14 protein-coding genes are annotated in these 14,957 nt (G+C 36.7%); 9 read left to right on the top strand and 5 right to left on the bottom strand.

Annotated features, from left to right (window positions below; all coding sequences use genetic code 11):
• Positions 1–45 precede the first annotated feature (45 nt).
• Genes ACZ5EP_RS04055 through ACZ5EP_RS04035 form a run of 5 tightly spaced genes read right to left on the bottom strand, consistent with a single transcriptional unit; the run spans position 46 to position 3,778 of the window.
• Positions 46–444, bottom strand: coding sequence for a DUF2914 domain-containing protein (locus ACZ5EP_RS04055; protein ID WP_464509554.1), 399 nt, complete (start codon positions 442–444; stop codon positions 46–48).
• A 1-nt stretch (position 445) separates the two neighbouring features.
• Positions 446–871, bottom strand: coding sequence for a D-aminoacyl-tRNA deacylase (gene dtd, locus ACZ5EP_RS04050; protein WP_464509553.1), 426 nt, complete (start codon positions 869–871; stop codon positions 446–448).
• The gene (gene hemH / locus ACZ5EP_RS04045) at positions 846–1,739 is read right to left on the bottom strand and encodes a ferrochelatase (protein ID WP_464509552.1); all 894 of its coding nucleotides are present in this window, start codon (positions 1,737–1,739) and stop codon (positions 846–848) included. Before hemH ends, dtd begins: the two co-directional genes overlap by 26 nt.
• Positions 1,739–2,755 (bottom strand): bifunctional 3,4-dihydroxy-2-butanone 4-phosphate synthase/GTP cyclohydrolase II, encoded by a 1,017-nt coding sequence (locus ACZ5EP_RS04040; RefSeq protein WP_464509551.1) that lies wholly within the window; start codon positions 2,753–2,755, stop codon positions 1,739–1,741. Before ACZ5EP_RS04040 ends, hemH begins: the two co-directional genes overlap by 1 nt.
• Positions 2,756–2,767: 12 nt before the next feature.
• Positions 2,768–3,778 carry a CinA family protein gene (locus ACZ5EP_RS04035; RefSeq protein WP_464509550.1) on the bottom strand — a complete coding sequence of 337 codons (1,011 nt, stop codon included), beginning with the start codon at positions 3,776–3,778 and terminating at the stop codon, positions 2,768–2,770.
• 49 nt (positions 3,779–3,827) lie between these two features.
• Between ACZ5EP_RS04035 and ppk2 the strand changes: the two genes are divergently transcribed.
• From ppk2 to ACZ5EP_RS03990, 9 genes are all read left to right on the top strand, one after another.
• Positions 3,828–4,625: a polyphosphate kinase 2 gene (ppk2, locus tag ACZ5EP_RS04030; protein ID WP_464509549.1), complete on the top strand. Its 798-nt coding sequence runs from the start codon at positions 3,828–3,830 to the stop codon at positions 4,623–4,625.
• A 127-nt stretch (positions 4,626–4,752) separates the two neighbouring features.
• Positions 4,753–7,488 (top strand): isoleucine--tRNA ligase, encoded by a 2,736-nt coding sequence (gene ileS, locus ACZ5EP_RS04025; RefSeq protein WP_464509548.1) that lies wholly within the window; start codon positions 4,753–4,755, stop codon positions 7,486–7,488.
• A complete protein-coding gene (locus tag ACZ5EP_RS04020; RefSeq protein WP_127679942.1) occupies positions 7,481–7,588 on the top strand; it encodes a glutamyl-tRNA amidotransferase in 108 nt (35 codons plus the stop codon). Before ileS ends, ACZ5EP_RS04020 begins: the two co-directional genes overlap by 8 nt.
• A complete protein-coding gene (gatA, locus tag ACZ5EP_RS04015; RefSeq protein WP_464509547.1) occupies positions 7,588–8,943 on the top strand; it encodes an Asp-tRNA(Asn)/Glu-tRNA(Gln) amidotransferase subunit GatA in 1,356 nt (451 codons plus the stop codon). The genes ACZ5EP_RS04020 and gatA overlap by 1 nt, the downstream gene beginning before the upstream one ends.
• A complete protein-coding gene (gene guaB, locus ACZ5EP_RS04010; RefSeq protein ID WP_464509546.1) occupies positions 8,940–10,388 on the top strand; it encodes an IMP dehydrogenase in 1,449 nt (482 codons plus the stop codon). The genes gatA and guaB overlap by 4 nt, the downstream gene beginning before the upstream one ends.
• Positions 10,389–10,516: 128 nt before the next feature.
• Positions 10,517–11,470: a TAXI family TRAP transporter solute-binding subunit gene (locus ACZ5EP_RS04005; protein ID WP_464509545.1), complete on the top strand. Its 954-nt coding sequence runs from the start codon at positions 10,517–10,519 to the stop codon at positions 11,468–11,470.
• A gap of 44 nt (positions 11,471–11,514) precedes the next feature.
• Positions 11,515–13,626 (top strand): TRAP transporter permease, encoded by a 2,112-nt coding sequence (locus ACZ5EP_RS04000; RefSeq protein ID WP_464509544.1) that lies wholly within the window; start codon positions 11,515–11,517, stop codon positions 13,624–13,626.
• 81 nt (positions 13,627–13,707) lie between these two features.
• Positions 13,708–13,944, top strand: a complete 237-nt coding sequence (locus tag ACZ5EP_RS03995) for a PqqD family protein (RefSeq protein WP_127679947.1) — start codon at positions 13,708–13,710, stop codon at positions 13,942–13,944.
• Positions 13,941–14,951, top strand: a complete 1,011-nt coding sequence (locus tag ACZ5EP_RS03990; RefSeq protein ID WP_127679949.1) for an ATP-grasp domain-containing protein — start codon at positions 13,941–13,943, stop codon at positions 14,949–14,951. Before ACZ5EP_RS03995 ends, ACZ5EP_RS03990 begins: the two co-directional genes overlap by 4 nt.
• Positions 14,952–14,957: the final 6 nt, after the last annotated feature.

Below are 14,957 nucleotides of genomic sequence, written 5' to 3'. Positions count from 1 at the left end.
ATTAGCGTCTGACACTGAAATAAACATTTTATAACTAAAAGAGAGTCAATTAGAAGAGTTGGTGTCTTCTATAATTTTAAACTCTTTTGTGTCAATAGTCGTGTTACCGTCAACAAGACTGACTCTCCATTGTCCTTTGAAAAAAGGTCTTATTGTTATGTTTGAATATGTTCTCCATCTTATTCCCGCAAAGACAGGAAGTTGAATATCTGCATATAATTTCCATTTTCCGTCTACTTTTTTTTCCCATACAAAATCAATAAGAGAATTTTTCTTAATATCCGTAAAATAAGCAAATGCGAAAACCTTTTTATCCTTTGTTGTAAATGTGTCAGTTTTGTTTATCGGAGTCAGGTCTTGTACGTCTTTACATGTTACGAATTCTTTTATGTTATATCCGAATAAAGATACGGCAAATAATACTGCAAAAAGAAATTTTTTCATTTTATACCTCCAAAATGATTGTCACAGGCCCGTCATTAATAATTTCGACTTTCATCATAGCACCGAATATACCAGGTTTTGTTGGGACTAAGCAATTTAACTCTTTTACCATTTTATCATAAAATTCTTTTGCCTGTGTGGGAGGCATTGAGTTTTGAAAATTAGGTCTTGTGCCTTTTTTTGTAATGGCCGGTATGGTGAAGTTCGGGATTAAAAGGATTTCTCCTTTTATATCCGTTACGCTTTTTTCAAACCTCTCACCGAATATTCTTAAAGAGGCGATTTTTTTAGCCATTTTTTTAAGTTTTTCATCATTGTCGTCTTTTTCAAATCCTATAAGAACATTTAGACCTTCATTTATTTCGTTTATAAGTTTCCCTTCAACGCTTACGCTCGAGTGTTTAATCCTCTGAAGTACTGCTTTCATTTGCAAGCTCCACTAAAAATTTTGCCACTTTTTCACTTTCATTCGGGCATTCTACGACTTTATACTCTTTTATTCCGATTTCATCGGCCAGATGTTTATATTCCACTTTCAGTTCCAGATCCGTTTCACTGTTGTCGATCATAAATGAAATAGGGTAGATTAAAACTTTTTCGTTTTTGTATTTTTCAAGTTCTTCGTGAAGATAGGGTTTGAGCCACTCGGCAAATCCGAATCTTGACTGGTATGCGAGGTTTACTGATTTGAAATTTGGAAGTTTTTCTTTTAGAAGATCTACATGTTTTTCTATGTGAGACTGGTATTTGTCTCCTCTTTCAATCATCTTTTTCGGAAGACCGTGGGCGGAGAATATCAGGTGCCATTCATCAGGATTTTTGACGGAATTTAGTATGTTTTCGGTTATGATTTCATTAAACCTTTCATCTTCAAAAAACGGTTTTACTATATTTACTTTGCCTGTATACTTAGTTTCTTTCAGTTCATCTAATGAGCTTTCGTATGTTGTAAAAGAATAGTGCGGATAAAGCGGAATAAGAGTAACTTCATCGTATTTGCCGATAACTTCTTTAAGATGGGGTTTTGTATAGCGCATTGCATAAATTACGCCCTTATCGGTGTGTTTTTTCATATTTTCACACAGTTTCCCTGTCAGTTCATATATTCTGCTTCCCCCTATGCTTTCATAGTTTTCCCATACTTTTTTGTACCTGAGGTTAGAAATAAGAGGAGCTAAAATGTGTCTTATCGGAGAAGATATTATTCTTTTGTCTTTAAACATATTGTATAAAAACTCTTTAAGTTCTTCCGGGCTTCTTGCCCCTCCCATATTGAGTAATATTATCGCTTTCATTAAACCTCCAGATATTTGTTTATGTTTATTCCAAATCCCTTAAGGGCGTTAAATTCGTTTTTGTGTCTGCTGAAAAGATTAAGGTTTTCGATTCCGAGCGCCTTTAGAATCTGTGCGCCTATTCCGTATTCTTTATCAGCTTCTTTTGAGTTTGAATCTATAAATATAATCACCCCGCCGTTATATTTAATGTATTCAAGCACTTTTTCGTATTCTTTTAAAATATCGCTGTTAAGCAGGAAATCTACGTTTTTGGTTACTTTGTAAAACTTTACGTTTGTAGTGTTTTTAGGGTTGTTAGCAAGTACGTAGTGTTCGTGACCCAAATGGTCCTTGAAAATAATTTTTTTAAATTTCACGCCGTCTATTTCAAGGGGTTGTTCTTTTTCTTTTGATATAAGCGTTTCAAACTGGAGTCTGTATTCGACTATGTCTGAAATATATACGACTGCAAGGTTGTGTTTTTTAGCAAAATCGGCGAGGTCTTTTCTTCTTGCCATTGTGCCGTCTTCATTCATTATTTCGCATATCACTGCACTCGGATATACTCCTGCGAGTTTACATATATCCACGCTTCCTTCCGTATGACCGGTTCTGACAAGCACTCCCCCTTCTTTTGCGATAAGAGGGAAGATGTGTCCCGGTTTTACGAAATCATCCGGTCTGCTTGTAGGGGATGAAAGTTTTTTAATGGTAAGATCTCTTTCAAACGCACTGATTCCGGTTGTACATTCTTTAGCGTCCACACTGATTGTAAACGCCGTGGAAAAACTCTCCTTATTGGAATCCACCATAGGTTTAAGTTCAAGCGAATTAGCAATTTCGTTTGTAATGCTGACACATATAAGCCCTCGGCCTTCTTTAGCCAGGAAATTTACTTTTTCAGGAGTGGAAAATACACCCGCATATACTAAATCTCCTTCGTTTTCCCTGTCTTCGTCGTCTATCATAATAATAATATTGCCTTTTTGTATCTCTTCAATTGCTTTTTTTACTCTCTCGATTGGATTTGGCATAAATTACCTTTTTTATGGAATTTTACTATATAAACCGCTGAAATTGATAAACATTCTGATTGCATTCATCATTGCCTGGTACTGTACGTAGTTTCTCTCACCCTTAAAATGAAACTCTTCGACTTTTAACTGTTTATGATCCGCCACGCCTATAAATACCGTTCCGACAGGTTTTGCCGGAGTTCCTCCTGTAGGTCCCGCTATGCCGCTGACAGCAAGTGCGTAATCCGCCTTGCTGATTTCTATGGCTCCAAGGAGCATCTCTTTTACCGTCTGTTCGCTCACAGCTCCGTATTTTTCAAGTGTCAATTCTTCGACTCCCAGCCATTCGTGTTTGATTCTGTTGGCATATGTTACGACGCTTCCGTCAAAGCAGTTGCTTGATCCTGATATTTTAGTAAGACTGCTTGCAATCAGTCCACCCGTGCAGCTTTCGGCAAAGGTGATTTTTTTAGGCGGCAGGTTGTTTACTATGTGTTCGAAAATATTCCCGAAAATAACGCTCGGAAGAACGTTTAATATCTCTTTTTTTACAATATCTTCCAACGTTTCGGTTATGATTTCTACAAAACCGCCTTCGTTTTCGATAACAGTATAGTTTAGTTTGTGGGCGTTGAAAATAGGATCCAAAAACATTATAGCCGTGTCTTTGTCGAATTTGAATATGTTAATGCTTTCATATTCCGGGGTGATGATAAAAATTTCTGGAACTTTGTCTTCAAGCAGTATTACGTTTATAGGATAAAAATAATCAATTAAAAAGCTGTTTTTGGTGTATTTGGCGTGTTCGGGAATTAAAAAATCGTCTTTAACCACTAACTGCTGGTTTGTAAGGTTTGCAAGTATTCTTGCTACAAGAGGATACGTTTTTTTATTAGCAACAATCAGCGTTTCCTGGGAGGGTTTAAATTCTATATCAAACGTGTCAATATATTTTACCGAGTTGTAATCTATGTGTTTAAACAGTTCATTTTTAAGAGTCTGTTTGTATTTCCATTCTTTTCCGACAAATAAAATTTCCATTTTTTCCCTTTGTGATATAATAAAGATATTGTATCAAAAAGGAGCTTTTATGAAAAAATTAGAACTGCCTGAATACAAACTGCCTAAAGACAAAGTATTTAAAAAAAACGGAAAAATGAAAGATAAATTTTACGAAAAAGAGCTTTTAAAGCTTCAAATTGAACTGGTAAAACTGCAGACGTGGCTGAAACTGCACAATAAAAGACTGTTGGTTGTTTTTGAAGGAGTTGATACCGCAGGAAAAGACGGAACCATTAAAAGAATTCTTGAATATCTAAATCCGCGTTTTGCCAGAAGTGTAGCGCTTGATAAACCGAGTGATAAAGAAAAAACGCAGTGGTATTTTCAAAGATATGTGCCTCACTTTCCGGCCGGAGGGGAGATGGTGTTTTTTAACAGAAGCTGGTACAACCGTGCAGGAGTCGAAATAGTTATGGGATTTTGTACGCATGAGGAGTATCTTAAATTTATAAGGCAAGCTCCGAGATTTGAAGAAATGATAGTGGATGACGGAATTAAGTTTTTTAAATATTATCTTGATATTACGAAAGAAGAACAGTATAAAAGACTGAAAAAAAGAGAAACAGACCCTTTAAAAAAATGGAAGCTTTCAACGCTTGACTGGAAAAGCTATGAACATTATGACGACTATCAAAAATATAAAGAAGATATGTTTGCAGCTACGTCCACGCCTTACGCTCCGTGGGTGATTGTTGACGCAAACGACAAGAAAAGAGCAAGAATAAATGTAATAAGGGATCTTCTTTCCCAGTTTGACTATGATGAAAAAGAATATTTTTACCCGGCCGATCCAAAGATCGTAAAAGTTGTTTCACACATCGAATAGAAGTGAAAAATTAAAAATTAAAAGTGAAAAGTAATGGTTAATAAATTAAATATTCATTTTTCACTTTTCACTTTACACTTTTAACTCATAGTTTTGGTATAATACCTTGCAAAAAAGGAAAACCTCAATGGATTACAAAGACACTCTTCTTTTGCCTAAAACCACCTTTCCGATGCGTGGTAATCTTCCTCAAAACGAGCCTAAAAAATACCAAAAATGGTTCAGCGAACACGTATATGAAAGAATGAAACAAAACAGGGTCGGAAACGACAAATTTAACCTCCACGACGGACCTCCGTATGCAAACGGACATATTCACATAGGACACGCACTTAATAAGATTTTAAAAGATATGATTGTTAAATATTACTATTTTCAGGGATTTGACGTAAGATACACTCCGGGATGGGACTGTCACGGACTGCCTATTGAACAGCAGGTTGAGAAAAAAATAGGACGTGAAAAAAAAGAAAGTCTTCCTAAAAGCAAAATCAGAGAGTTATGCAGACAGCATGCAGCTAAATTTATAGAAATACAAAAAGAAGAGTTTCAAAACCTGGGAGTTATCGGAGATTGGGATAATCCGTATAAAACAATGGATTTTGAATTTGAAGCTAATATTTATAAAGCACTTGCCGAGATCGCTAAAAAGGGTCTTTTGGTAGAGAGAAGCAAGCCGGTATTTTGGTGTATGCACGATAAAACAGCTCTTGCGGAAGCAGAAGTTGAATATGAAGATAAAGAAGACTATTCAATTTACGTTGCGTTTCCTTTAAGCAATGAAGCTAAAAGCAAACTCGGAATCGATAACGCAAGTATTGTTATCTGGACGACAACTCCTTGGACGCTTCCTGCTAATATGGGAATTGCCCTAAATCCCGAAGAGAGATATGTATTAAGTGAAGACGGAAAAATCGTAGCAAAAGAACTGTATGAAAACTTAAAAGAAGCTGAGGTTGTAAGCGGCGAAATAGTTAAAGAGTTTGACGCAAGCGAGCTTGAAAACCTAAAAGCAATCAACCCTCTAAATGGAAGAGAGTCTGTAATAATACTCGGCGAACACGTTACAATGGACGGAGGAACGGGGTGTGTTCACACGGCTCCTGGACACGGTGAGGAAGACTACAGAGTATGGCTAAAATACGGATTTAGTGAAATAATTCAGCCCGTGGACGATGAAGGTAAATACTCAAACTTAATCGTAACTGAAAAGCTGTTGCCTGAAGAATTTAAAGGAATGCATATATTTGAAGCTAATCCTAAAATTTTAGATCTTTTAGGTGATAACCTGGTTAAAGTATCTAAATTTACGCACAGCTATCCGCACTGCTGGAGATGCCATAACCCTGTTATTTTCAGGGCTACTAAACAGTTCTTTATTGCAATGGATAAAGAAACAAACGGGGATACGTTAAGAAACAGAGCGCTTAATGAAATAGAAAAAGTGGAATTTACTCCAAAAACAGGTAAAAACAGACTGCATACAATGGTCGCAAACAGACCTGACTGGTGTATAAGCCGCCAGAGAGACTGGGGAGTTCCTATTGCGTTTTTCAGAAACAAAGATACGGGCGAGCTTATTATCGATGATGAAATAATCGATAACGTTTATGAAATATTTAAGGTAAAAGGCGCGGATGCGTGGTATGATTTAAGCATTGAAGAGCTGCTGCCTGAAAGCAAAAAAGATTTGGCTCCGAAACTTGAAAAAGTTAACGATATTTTAGACGTATGGTTTGACAGCGGGTCAACATGGTTTGCCGTACTTAAAAACGGACCTTACGACGCCGGGGAATATCCTGCGAATATGTATCTTGAGGGAAGCGACCAGCACAGAGGATGGTTCCAAAGCTCACTTCTTGTATCAACTTCTATTGAGGAAAAAGCTCCTTATAAATCAATCCTTACTCACGGATTCACCGTAGACGAGAAGGGTGAAAAAATGAGTAAGTCTAAAGGAAACGTTGTAGCCCCTCAGGAAGTTTCTAAAAAATTCGGAACTGAAATCTTGAGATTATGGGTTGCTACGAGTGATTACAGCGGTGATATCAAAATCAGTGACGGTATCTTAAAACAGGTTGCGGAGCAGTACAGAAAAATAAGAAACACTATCAGATTCCTGCTTGCAAACGTAAACGATTTAGAAGAGATCAAGCTGACAAATCCTTCAATGATCGACAGATGGATTCTGGCAAGAAGCAAAGAAGTGTTTGACGAAGTGGTGGCACTTTTCGGAAAATACGACTTTTCTAAAGCGTTTAATATTTTAAACAACTTCATTGTAACCGAGCTTAGTGCGATTTATATGGACGTTTGTAAAGACAGACTCTATTGTGAACCTTTGAATTCTGAAAAAAGAATAAATTCTCAAAGCACAATGGCTGTGATTGTGAAAGAGCTTATTTCACTGCTTGCACCGGTACTTACATATACAATGGATGAAGCGGTTGAACACGCTCCAAAAGTTATAAAAGAAGACGCAAAAGACGTGTTTGATTTCGTATATACGCCGCTTACTGCCGTGGAAAATCCTATTGAGGAAGAGATTTTGGAAATTAGAAGAAGATTTTTTGAAATTGTAGACAGACTTAAAAAAGAAAAAGTTATAAAAGATACACTTGAGCTTGCGATTGAGACAAATTATGATAAATTACTGGTTGACGAAATGGCCGACTTTTTTGTCGTAAGTTTAATAAGCGATAATATTGAAGGTGAAACACTTGAGGAGTTCCATATCGGAGATGAACAGTTTGTTGTTAAAATCAAACGCTCACCTCTTCATAAATGTCCTAGATGCTGGAGATTTTTAGCCCAGGAAGAAGGCGCTTTATGCGAAAGATGTGAAAAGGCTATTAATGGATAAACCGGTTTCTTCTTGGTTTATTTTTTTAAATATTATAATTATAATAGGCGTTAGTTACGCAGTGTACAGATGGCTTAAAAGTATAAAAGGAGATTTTTAATGATAACACTTAAAGAAGCACTAAAACTATCAAAAGAAGAGCTAAAAGAGCTCAAAAAAGAAATAAATGAAAAAGCAAAAGAAAATAAAGAACTTGGCGGATATGTCGAACAGTTTTTGGATAGAGACCTAAGTGAAGCTGGTGATGGAGTGCCTATCGCAGTTAAAGACAACATTAACGTAAAAGGATGGGAAGTTACATGTTCTTCTAAAATCCTTCAGGGATATGTGAGCCCTTATAATGCGACCGTAATTGATAAAATGCTTGAAGCGGGACTCTCTCCATTTGGTAGATGTAATATGGATGAATTTGCAATGGGAAGTTCGACTGAGACAAGCTACTACGGTAAAACATTGAATCCGCATGATGTTAACAAAGTTCCAGGGGGAAGCAGTGGTGGTAGTGCCGCTGTGGTAGGTGCCGGGCTTGCGGTTGCCGCACTTGGAAGTGATACTGGCGGATCTATCAGACAGCCGGCGGCGTTCTGCGGAGTTGTAGGAATGAAACCGACGTATGGGAGAGTTAGCAGACTTGGGCTTGTAGCATTCTCAAGCTCACTTGACCAGATAGGACCGATTACACAAAACGTTGAAGACGCAGCTATTTTATATAACATTATTGCAGGACATGATCCTAAAGATTCGACTTCCGCACCGGTTGAAAATAAAAAAATCGAGATTAACGAAAACAGAAAACTAAAAATTGTAGTAATTGACAACTATATTGATGAAGCGGACGAGGATATTAAAAACAGACTAAACGATATTATCGCCGAGCTTGAAAAAGAAGGGCATACAATTATTCATAAAACCCTTATGAATTCTAAATACGACGTTGCTACATATTATGTGGTTGCTACTGCGGAAGCGAGCTCAAACCTTGCTAGATTCGACGGTATGAGATATGGAAACAGAATCGAAGGAAAAGATCTGAAAGAAACATATAAATTAACAAGAGCCCAGTTCGGAGATGAAGTAAAAAGAAGAATTATGCTAGGAACGTTTGTACTTTCAAGCGGATATTACGATGCTTATTATTTAAAAGCGCAAAAAGTAAGACATTTAATTAAAAACGAATTCGATAAACTTTTTGCGGAAGCCGATTTGGTTCTTACTCCTGTAACACCTTCTACGGCATTTGAATTCGGAAGTAAAAAAGACCCTCTTGAGATGTATTTAAGCGACATATACACAATCAGTGTAAACCTTGCGGGAGTTCCGGCTATTTCACTTCCTGTAGGAAAAGATAAAAACAATATGCCAATCGGTTTACAGCTTATAGCTAAACATTTTGACGAGCAGACACTGTTTGACGGAGCGAAAATAGTTGAAAATTTAGTAAAGGAAAGCAAATGAGAATAAAATACAAAGCATTAACTTTTGAAGATGTTTTACTGGTTCCAAAATATTCAAACGTATTACCTAAAGATGTTGATTTGTCTACTAAATTCACCAGAAACGTCAGCTTAAACATTCCTTTGGTATCTGCAGCAATGGATACCGTTACGGAAGCAAGAGCCGCTATAGCTATTGCAAGACTCGGAGGAATTGGTGTAATTCATAAAAATATGGATGTTGAAACTCAGGCAAAAGAAGTTGAAAAAGTTAAAAAAAGCGAAAGCGGTATTATTATCGACCCTGTGAAAGTTTTCCCTGACGATACTATTGCAAAAGCTCTTGATATTATGTCGACTTACAGAATTTCAGGCGTGCCTGTAGTTGACAGGGACGGTAAACTTGTAGGTATTCTTACAAACAGGGACCTTAGATTTGAAAAAAACACAACAAGATTCGTAAAAGATTTAATGACTAAAATGCCGTTAATTACTGCAAAAGAGGGAATTTCTTTAGAAGAAGCGGAAGATATTCTTCATCAGCATAAAATCGAAAAACTTCCTATTATTGACAGTGAAGGATATTTAAAAGGTCTTATTACAATTAAAGATATTCAAAAGAAAAAAACATATCCTAATGCAAACAAAGATAAATTCGGAAGATTAAGAGTAGCTGCCGCAGTTGGAGTCGGAAACGGAGTTGAAAGAGCTGCTGCACTTGTAGGTGCAGGAGTTGACGTAATTGTTGTGGATTCAGCGCACGGACATTCTCAAGGTATTTTAGATGTAGTAAAAGCTATTAAAGAAAGATTTGACGTTGACGTTGTCGGCGGTAATGTAGCTACTGCGGAAGCTACAAGAGCTTTAATTGAAGCGGGTGCTGACGCCGTTAAAGTCGGAATCGGTCCCGGAAGTATCTGTACTACAAGAATCGTAGCGGGTGTGGGAGTTCCTCAAATAAGCGCAATTGACGAATGTGCAAGAGAAGGGGCTAAACACGGTGTTCCTATTATTGCCGACGGCGGTATTAAATATTCGGGAGATATTGCAAAAGCATTGGCTGTAGGGGCTAGCAGTGTAATGATCGGAAGTCTTCTTGCCGGAACTGAAGAGAGTCCGGGTGAAAGTATTATGTATCAGGGAAGAAAATATAAATCCTACAGAGGTATGGGAAGTATCGGAGCAATGCAAAAAGGAAGCAACGACAGATATTTCCAAGAAGGTACTGCTGCAGATAAATTGGTACCTGAAGGTATCGAAGGTATGGTTCCATACAGAGGAAGAATCAGAGACGTTGTACATCAGTTAATCGGAGGACTTAGAGCATCTATGGGTTACTGCGGTGCCAAAGATATTCCAACGTTTTGGGAAAATGCTGAATTTGTGGAAATTACGAGTGCGGGACTTAAAGAATCTCACGTACATGATGTTACTATCACAAAAGAAGCTCCTAACTATCACCAATAATCACATATAATCTATTATAACTTTTTCTTTCCCTTCTTCATAATATTTCATTATTTTTTAATATATTCTTATAATTTTTTTAATTTAAGATATAATTTATCGACATTATAAAAAAATAAGGAGTGTTTATGAAGAAACTTTTAGTAGGAATGGTTAGTGCGGCAGTACTTGCTACGAGCGCTTTAGCTTACCAGTATATAACAATAGGTACGGGCGGAGTAACAGGTGTTTATTATCCGACCGGCGGAGCAATCTGTAGAATTATGAACAAAATGAAAAAAACTACAGGTGTGAAATGTACTGTGGAAAGTACAGGAGGAAGCGTATATAACATTAACGCTATTAAAAAAGGAGAGCTTGATTTCGGTATTGCTCAGTCAGACGTAGTATATCAGGCATATAACGGTGAAGGTAAATTTAAAGGAAAACCTTTTAAAGGTGAGAGAGTTGTTATGTCAATTCACCCTGAACTTTTAACGTTAGTAGTAAGAAAAGACAGCGGTATTAAAAACTTCTTCGATCTAAAAGGTCACAGAATTAATATCGGAAACCCTGGAAGCGGTAATGAAGCTGCTGTTAAAACATTATTCAATGCATCAAAAAAAATAAGTTTAAATGATTTAAAAGTTGAACAGTTAAAAGCTGCTGAATGTCCAAATGCGCTTAAAGATAAAAAAATAGACGGATATTTTTATATGGTCGGACATCCTACTGCAAATATAAAAGATGCTGCAAACTCTACTTCAATAGATTTAATTTCATTAGGAAACGTTCCTGCGGCTCAAAAACTTGTGGCTGAAAAACCATATTATGCATGGGGAGTGATTCCTGCAGGTATGTATAAAGGAGTAAATCATCCTACAAAAACTTACGGTGTTAAAGCTATTTTGGTTACAAGTGATAAAATGGACAATAAAACCGTTTATTACTTAACAAAAGCTATTCTTGACAATTTTGACAAATTCAAAAAAATGCACCCTGCATATAAAAACTTAACTAAAAAAGATCTTTTAAAAGGATTTGATCATAATATTATGCATCCAGGTGCTGTTAAAGCATTTAAAGAAGCGGGACTTCTATAATCTTCTCCCTTTTTGGGATTTATAATAAATTTTAAAGGAGCGAAATGTCAAAAGCTGAAATCAATAACATTGAACTTGAAAAAGAAATTGACGAGATAGAAAAAGAAGCCGTTGAAGGCAAGGTTGACAAAGATTTAGAAGAAGAGATATTAACCGAGTTAGAAGGGCAGAGAAATTTTAAAAGCGGACCTCTATATTGGTTAATAGCTCTTATTGCGTTTACATGGTCAGTTTATCAGCTGTATGTCAGCTATTTTCCTGTCAACTCTACAATTGTAAGAAGTATACATCTGGCATTTGCTATTGTTCTTGCGTTTTTAATTTATCCGGTTGCCAAGAAGCCTAAATTTCTTAAAAACATACAGTGGTGGGACTGGATACTTGCCATTATAGGCGGGCTTGGCGCTGCTTATATCGCAATAGATTATGTAGGGCTTTCAAACCGTCCGGGAGATTATCTGTTTAGAGATATTGCAATCGGTGTTGTGTTTATGATTATTCTGCTTGAAGCCGGAAGAAGGGTAATCGGGATTGCTTTAAGTATTGTGGCTATCGTATTTTTACTTTATGATAAATTCGGACAGTATCTTCCTGAACTTATTTCACATAAAGGTGCTTCAATTGAAAAGATTATGGCTCAGATGTATTTGACCACAGAGGGTATTTACGGTGTTCCGTTAGGCGTTTCGGCCGGGTTTGTATTCTTATTTGTACTATTCGGTGCACTGCTTGAAAGAGCTGGAGCAGGGGAATATTTTATAAAACTTGCTTACGCTATGCTTGGTAAATATTCGGGCGGTCCTGCAAAAGCCAGCGTTGTTGCAAGCGGTCTGACCGGTATTATCAGCGGGAGTTCAACAGCAAACGTCGTAACAACAGGAGTGTTTACCATTCCTCTTATGAAAAAATCAGGGTTTCCTGCGGAAAAAGCGGCCGCCGTAGAAGTTGCAGCATCTACTAACGGTCAGCTTATGCCTCCTGTAATGGGTGCAGCCGCATTTATTATTGCGGAATTTTTGGGGCTTGCTTATACCGATGTTATTATTGCCGCAGCGATTCCTGCTGTTGTAAGTTATTTGGGACTTTTGTATATCGTTCATCTTGAAAGCAAAAAACTGGGACTCAAGGGAGAAGACCCTAAAAATCTTCCTCCGAAACTAAAAACGTTCATAAGCGGGCTGCATTATCTGATTCCTGTAATCTATCTGATGTATGTGTTGATTGTGCTTAGGCAGTCTGCCCAGATGGCAGCGTTTAGTGCTATCTGGCTTTTAATGGTTATTATGGTTATTCAGTATCCTTTTTATGCTCTGTTTATTGCAAGAAGAAAACTTATAAAAGAAGATTTTCTGCAAGGTTTTATTGATATATTCCACGGTATGGTAATGGGTGCCAGAAATATGGTTCCTATTGCATTGGCTACCGCACTTGCGGGTATAGTTGTCGGAAGTATTACTCTTACAGGTATAGGCCAGGTGCTTTTGGATGTAATTGATACACTTTCAAACGGCAATATTTTAATTGTACTGCTTTTAACGGCATTAATTTCATTGATTTTGGGAATGGGACTGCCTACAACCGCCAACTATATCGTAGTAGCGTCTTTAACGGCTCCTGTAATGCTGCAGCTGGCTCAGGACAACGGATTTATTATTCCTGCAATTGCTGCGCATCTGTTTGTGTTTTATTTCGGTATCTTAGCCGATGATACACCTCCAGTGGGTATTGCGGCATATGCCGCGGCCGGTATTGCAAAATCCGATCCTATTAAAACCGGGCTTCAGGGATTTGCGTATGATATAAGAACGGCTATTTTACCTTTTATGTTTTTCTTTAATATGGAAATGCTGCTGATAAGCGGTGTTAACGAATATGATTACAATGAATTTACTTTTATAAGCGATCCTTTTAAAATAGCTCTTATATTTGTAACGGCAATGCTTGGAATGTTTAGTTTTTCTTCTGCAACACAGGGATATTTCATTAAACATGCGAATATTATTCAAAGGCTGCTTTTCTTAGCGGCGGTGCCTCTGTTTATGCTTCCGAATATTATGGTTGAATATTTAAAACTTCCTAATGAATATATTTCTTACGCAATCGGTTTTGCAATTTGGATTGTTATTTATTTCTGGCAAAAATCCCAAAAAAATTAATTACTTTCTTTTCCCCTTTTCTTATTTACTTTTTGTTAACTTTACTATATTATTATTTTAGAAATAAAAAAAGGAGTGCCTATGCTGCTAAATGAAATGATAATTGATGAAAACAATATGGCGTTTATACCGTCACTCGGAACATCCTATCAGCTTAATAAAACGGCAAAAGAAATTATTGACCTTCTTAAACAGGGCAAAAATAAAGACGAAATAGTAAAAATAATAGCGGAAAACACCGGAGCCAATTGGCGAGACGTGTATGTTGATGTTGAAGATTTTTTCCAAAAACTTAAAATATACGGACTAATTCAATGAAAATAGCTATCAGCGGACTAAATAACACTGACAATCCGGCTCCGGGAATACCAGTTGCCAAAAGTTTGATGGATGAGCATTCTTTAATAGGACTCAGTTATGATCCTAATGAACCGGGTGTTTATCAGGGACTGTTTGAAAAAATATATCTTATGCCTTATCCAAGTTTAGGATATGATGAGTTTAAAAAAAGAATAACGGATATTAAAGAAAAATCTGATATAGAAATGGCGATACCAAATTTGGATGCGGAGCTTCCTCTGTACATTAAATATCAAAAAGAGATAGAAGAATTAGGTATAAAAACATATTTGCCTTCTCTTGAGTGTTTTGAAATGAGAGACAAAAGCAAACTGCCGGAATTCAGTAAAAAGCTGGGAGTAAAACATCCAAAGACTATAGAAGTCGTTTCGCTTGACGATTTAATAAAAGCAACTAAGGAGCTCGGATTCCCTGTAATGGTAAAAGGAAATTATTATAAAGCTTATAAAGCTTATAACCTTGATGAAGCTATTGAGTATTATTATAAAATTTCCAACGAGTGGGGATTTCCACTGCTTGTTCAGGAAGTTATAAACGGTAATGAAATAAATTTTGTCGGAATCGGAAACGGTGAAAAACTAATAGCCGGGGTAGGTATGAAAAAACTGACTACAACCGAGCTTGGGAAAGTATGGAGTGCCATAAGTATAAAAAATGAAAAGCTTTTTAATGCCAGTAAACAGTTCGTCGAAACTATCGGATGGAGAGGTGCGTTTGAATTTGAAGCTATGAGCGACGGAAAAGACATATATTTAATAGAGATTAATCCAAGATTTCCGGCATGGGTGTATTTTTCAACGATGTTGGGAATTAATCTTCCTAAAATTTTATTAAAACTTGCAAACGGGGAAAAAGTTCAAGAACAGTTTGATTATCCGTTGGAAAAAATGTATGTTAGATATGTTGAAGAGACTATGGCTGACTTTAATAAATTTTCAGCATTAATATCAAAAAAAGAGATATAAATTAAG

The organism is Nautilia abyssi, from assembly GCF_055388085.1.
Note: the sequence above shows the minus strand (reverse complement) of the source record. Positions and strands in the feature narration are given on the sequence as shown.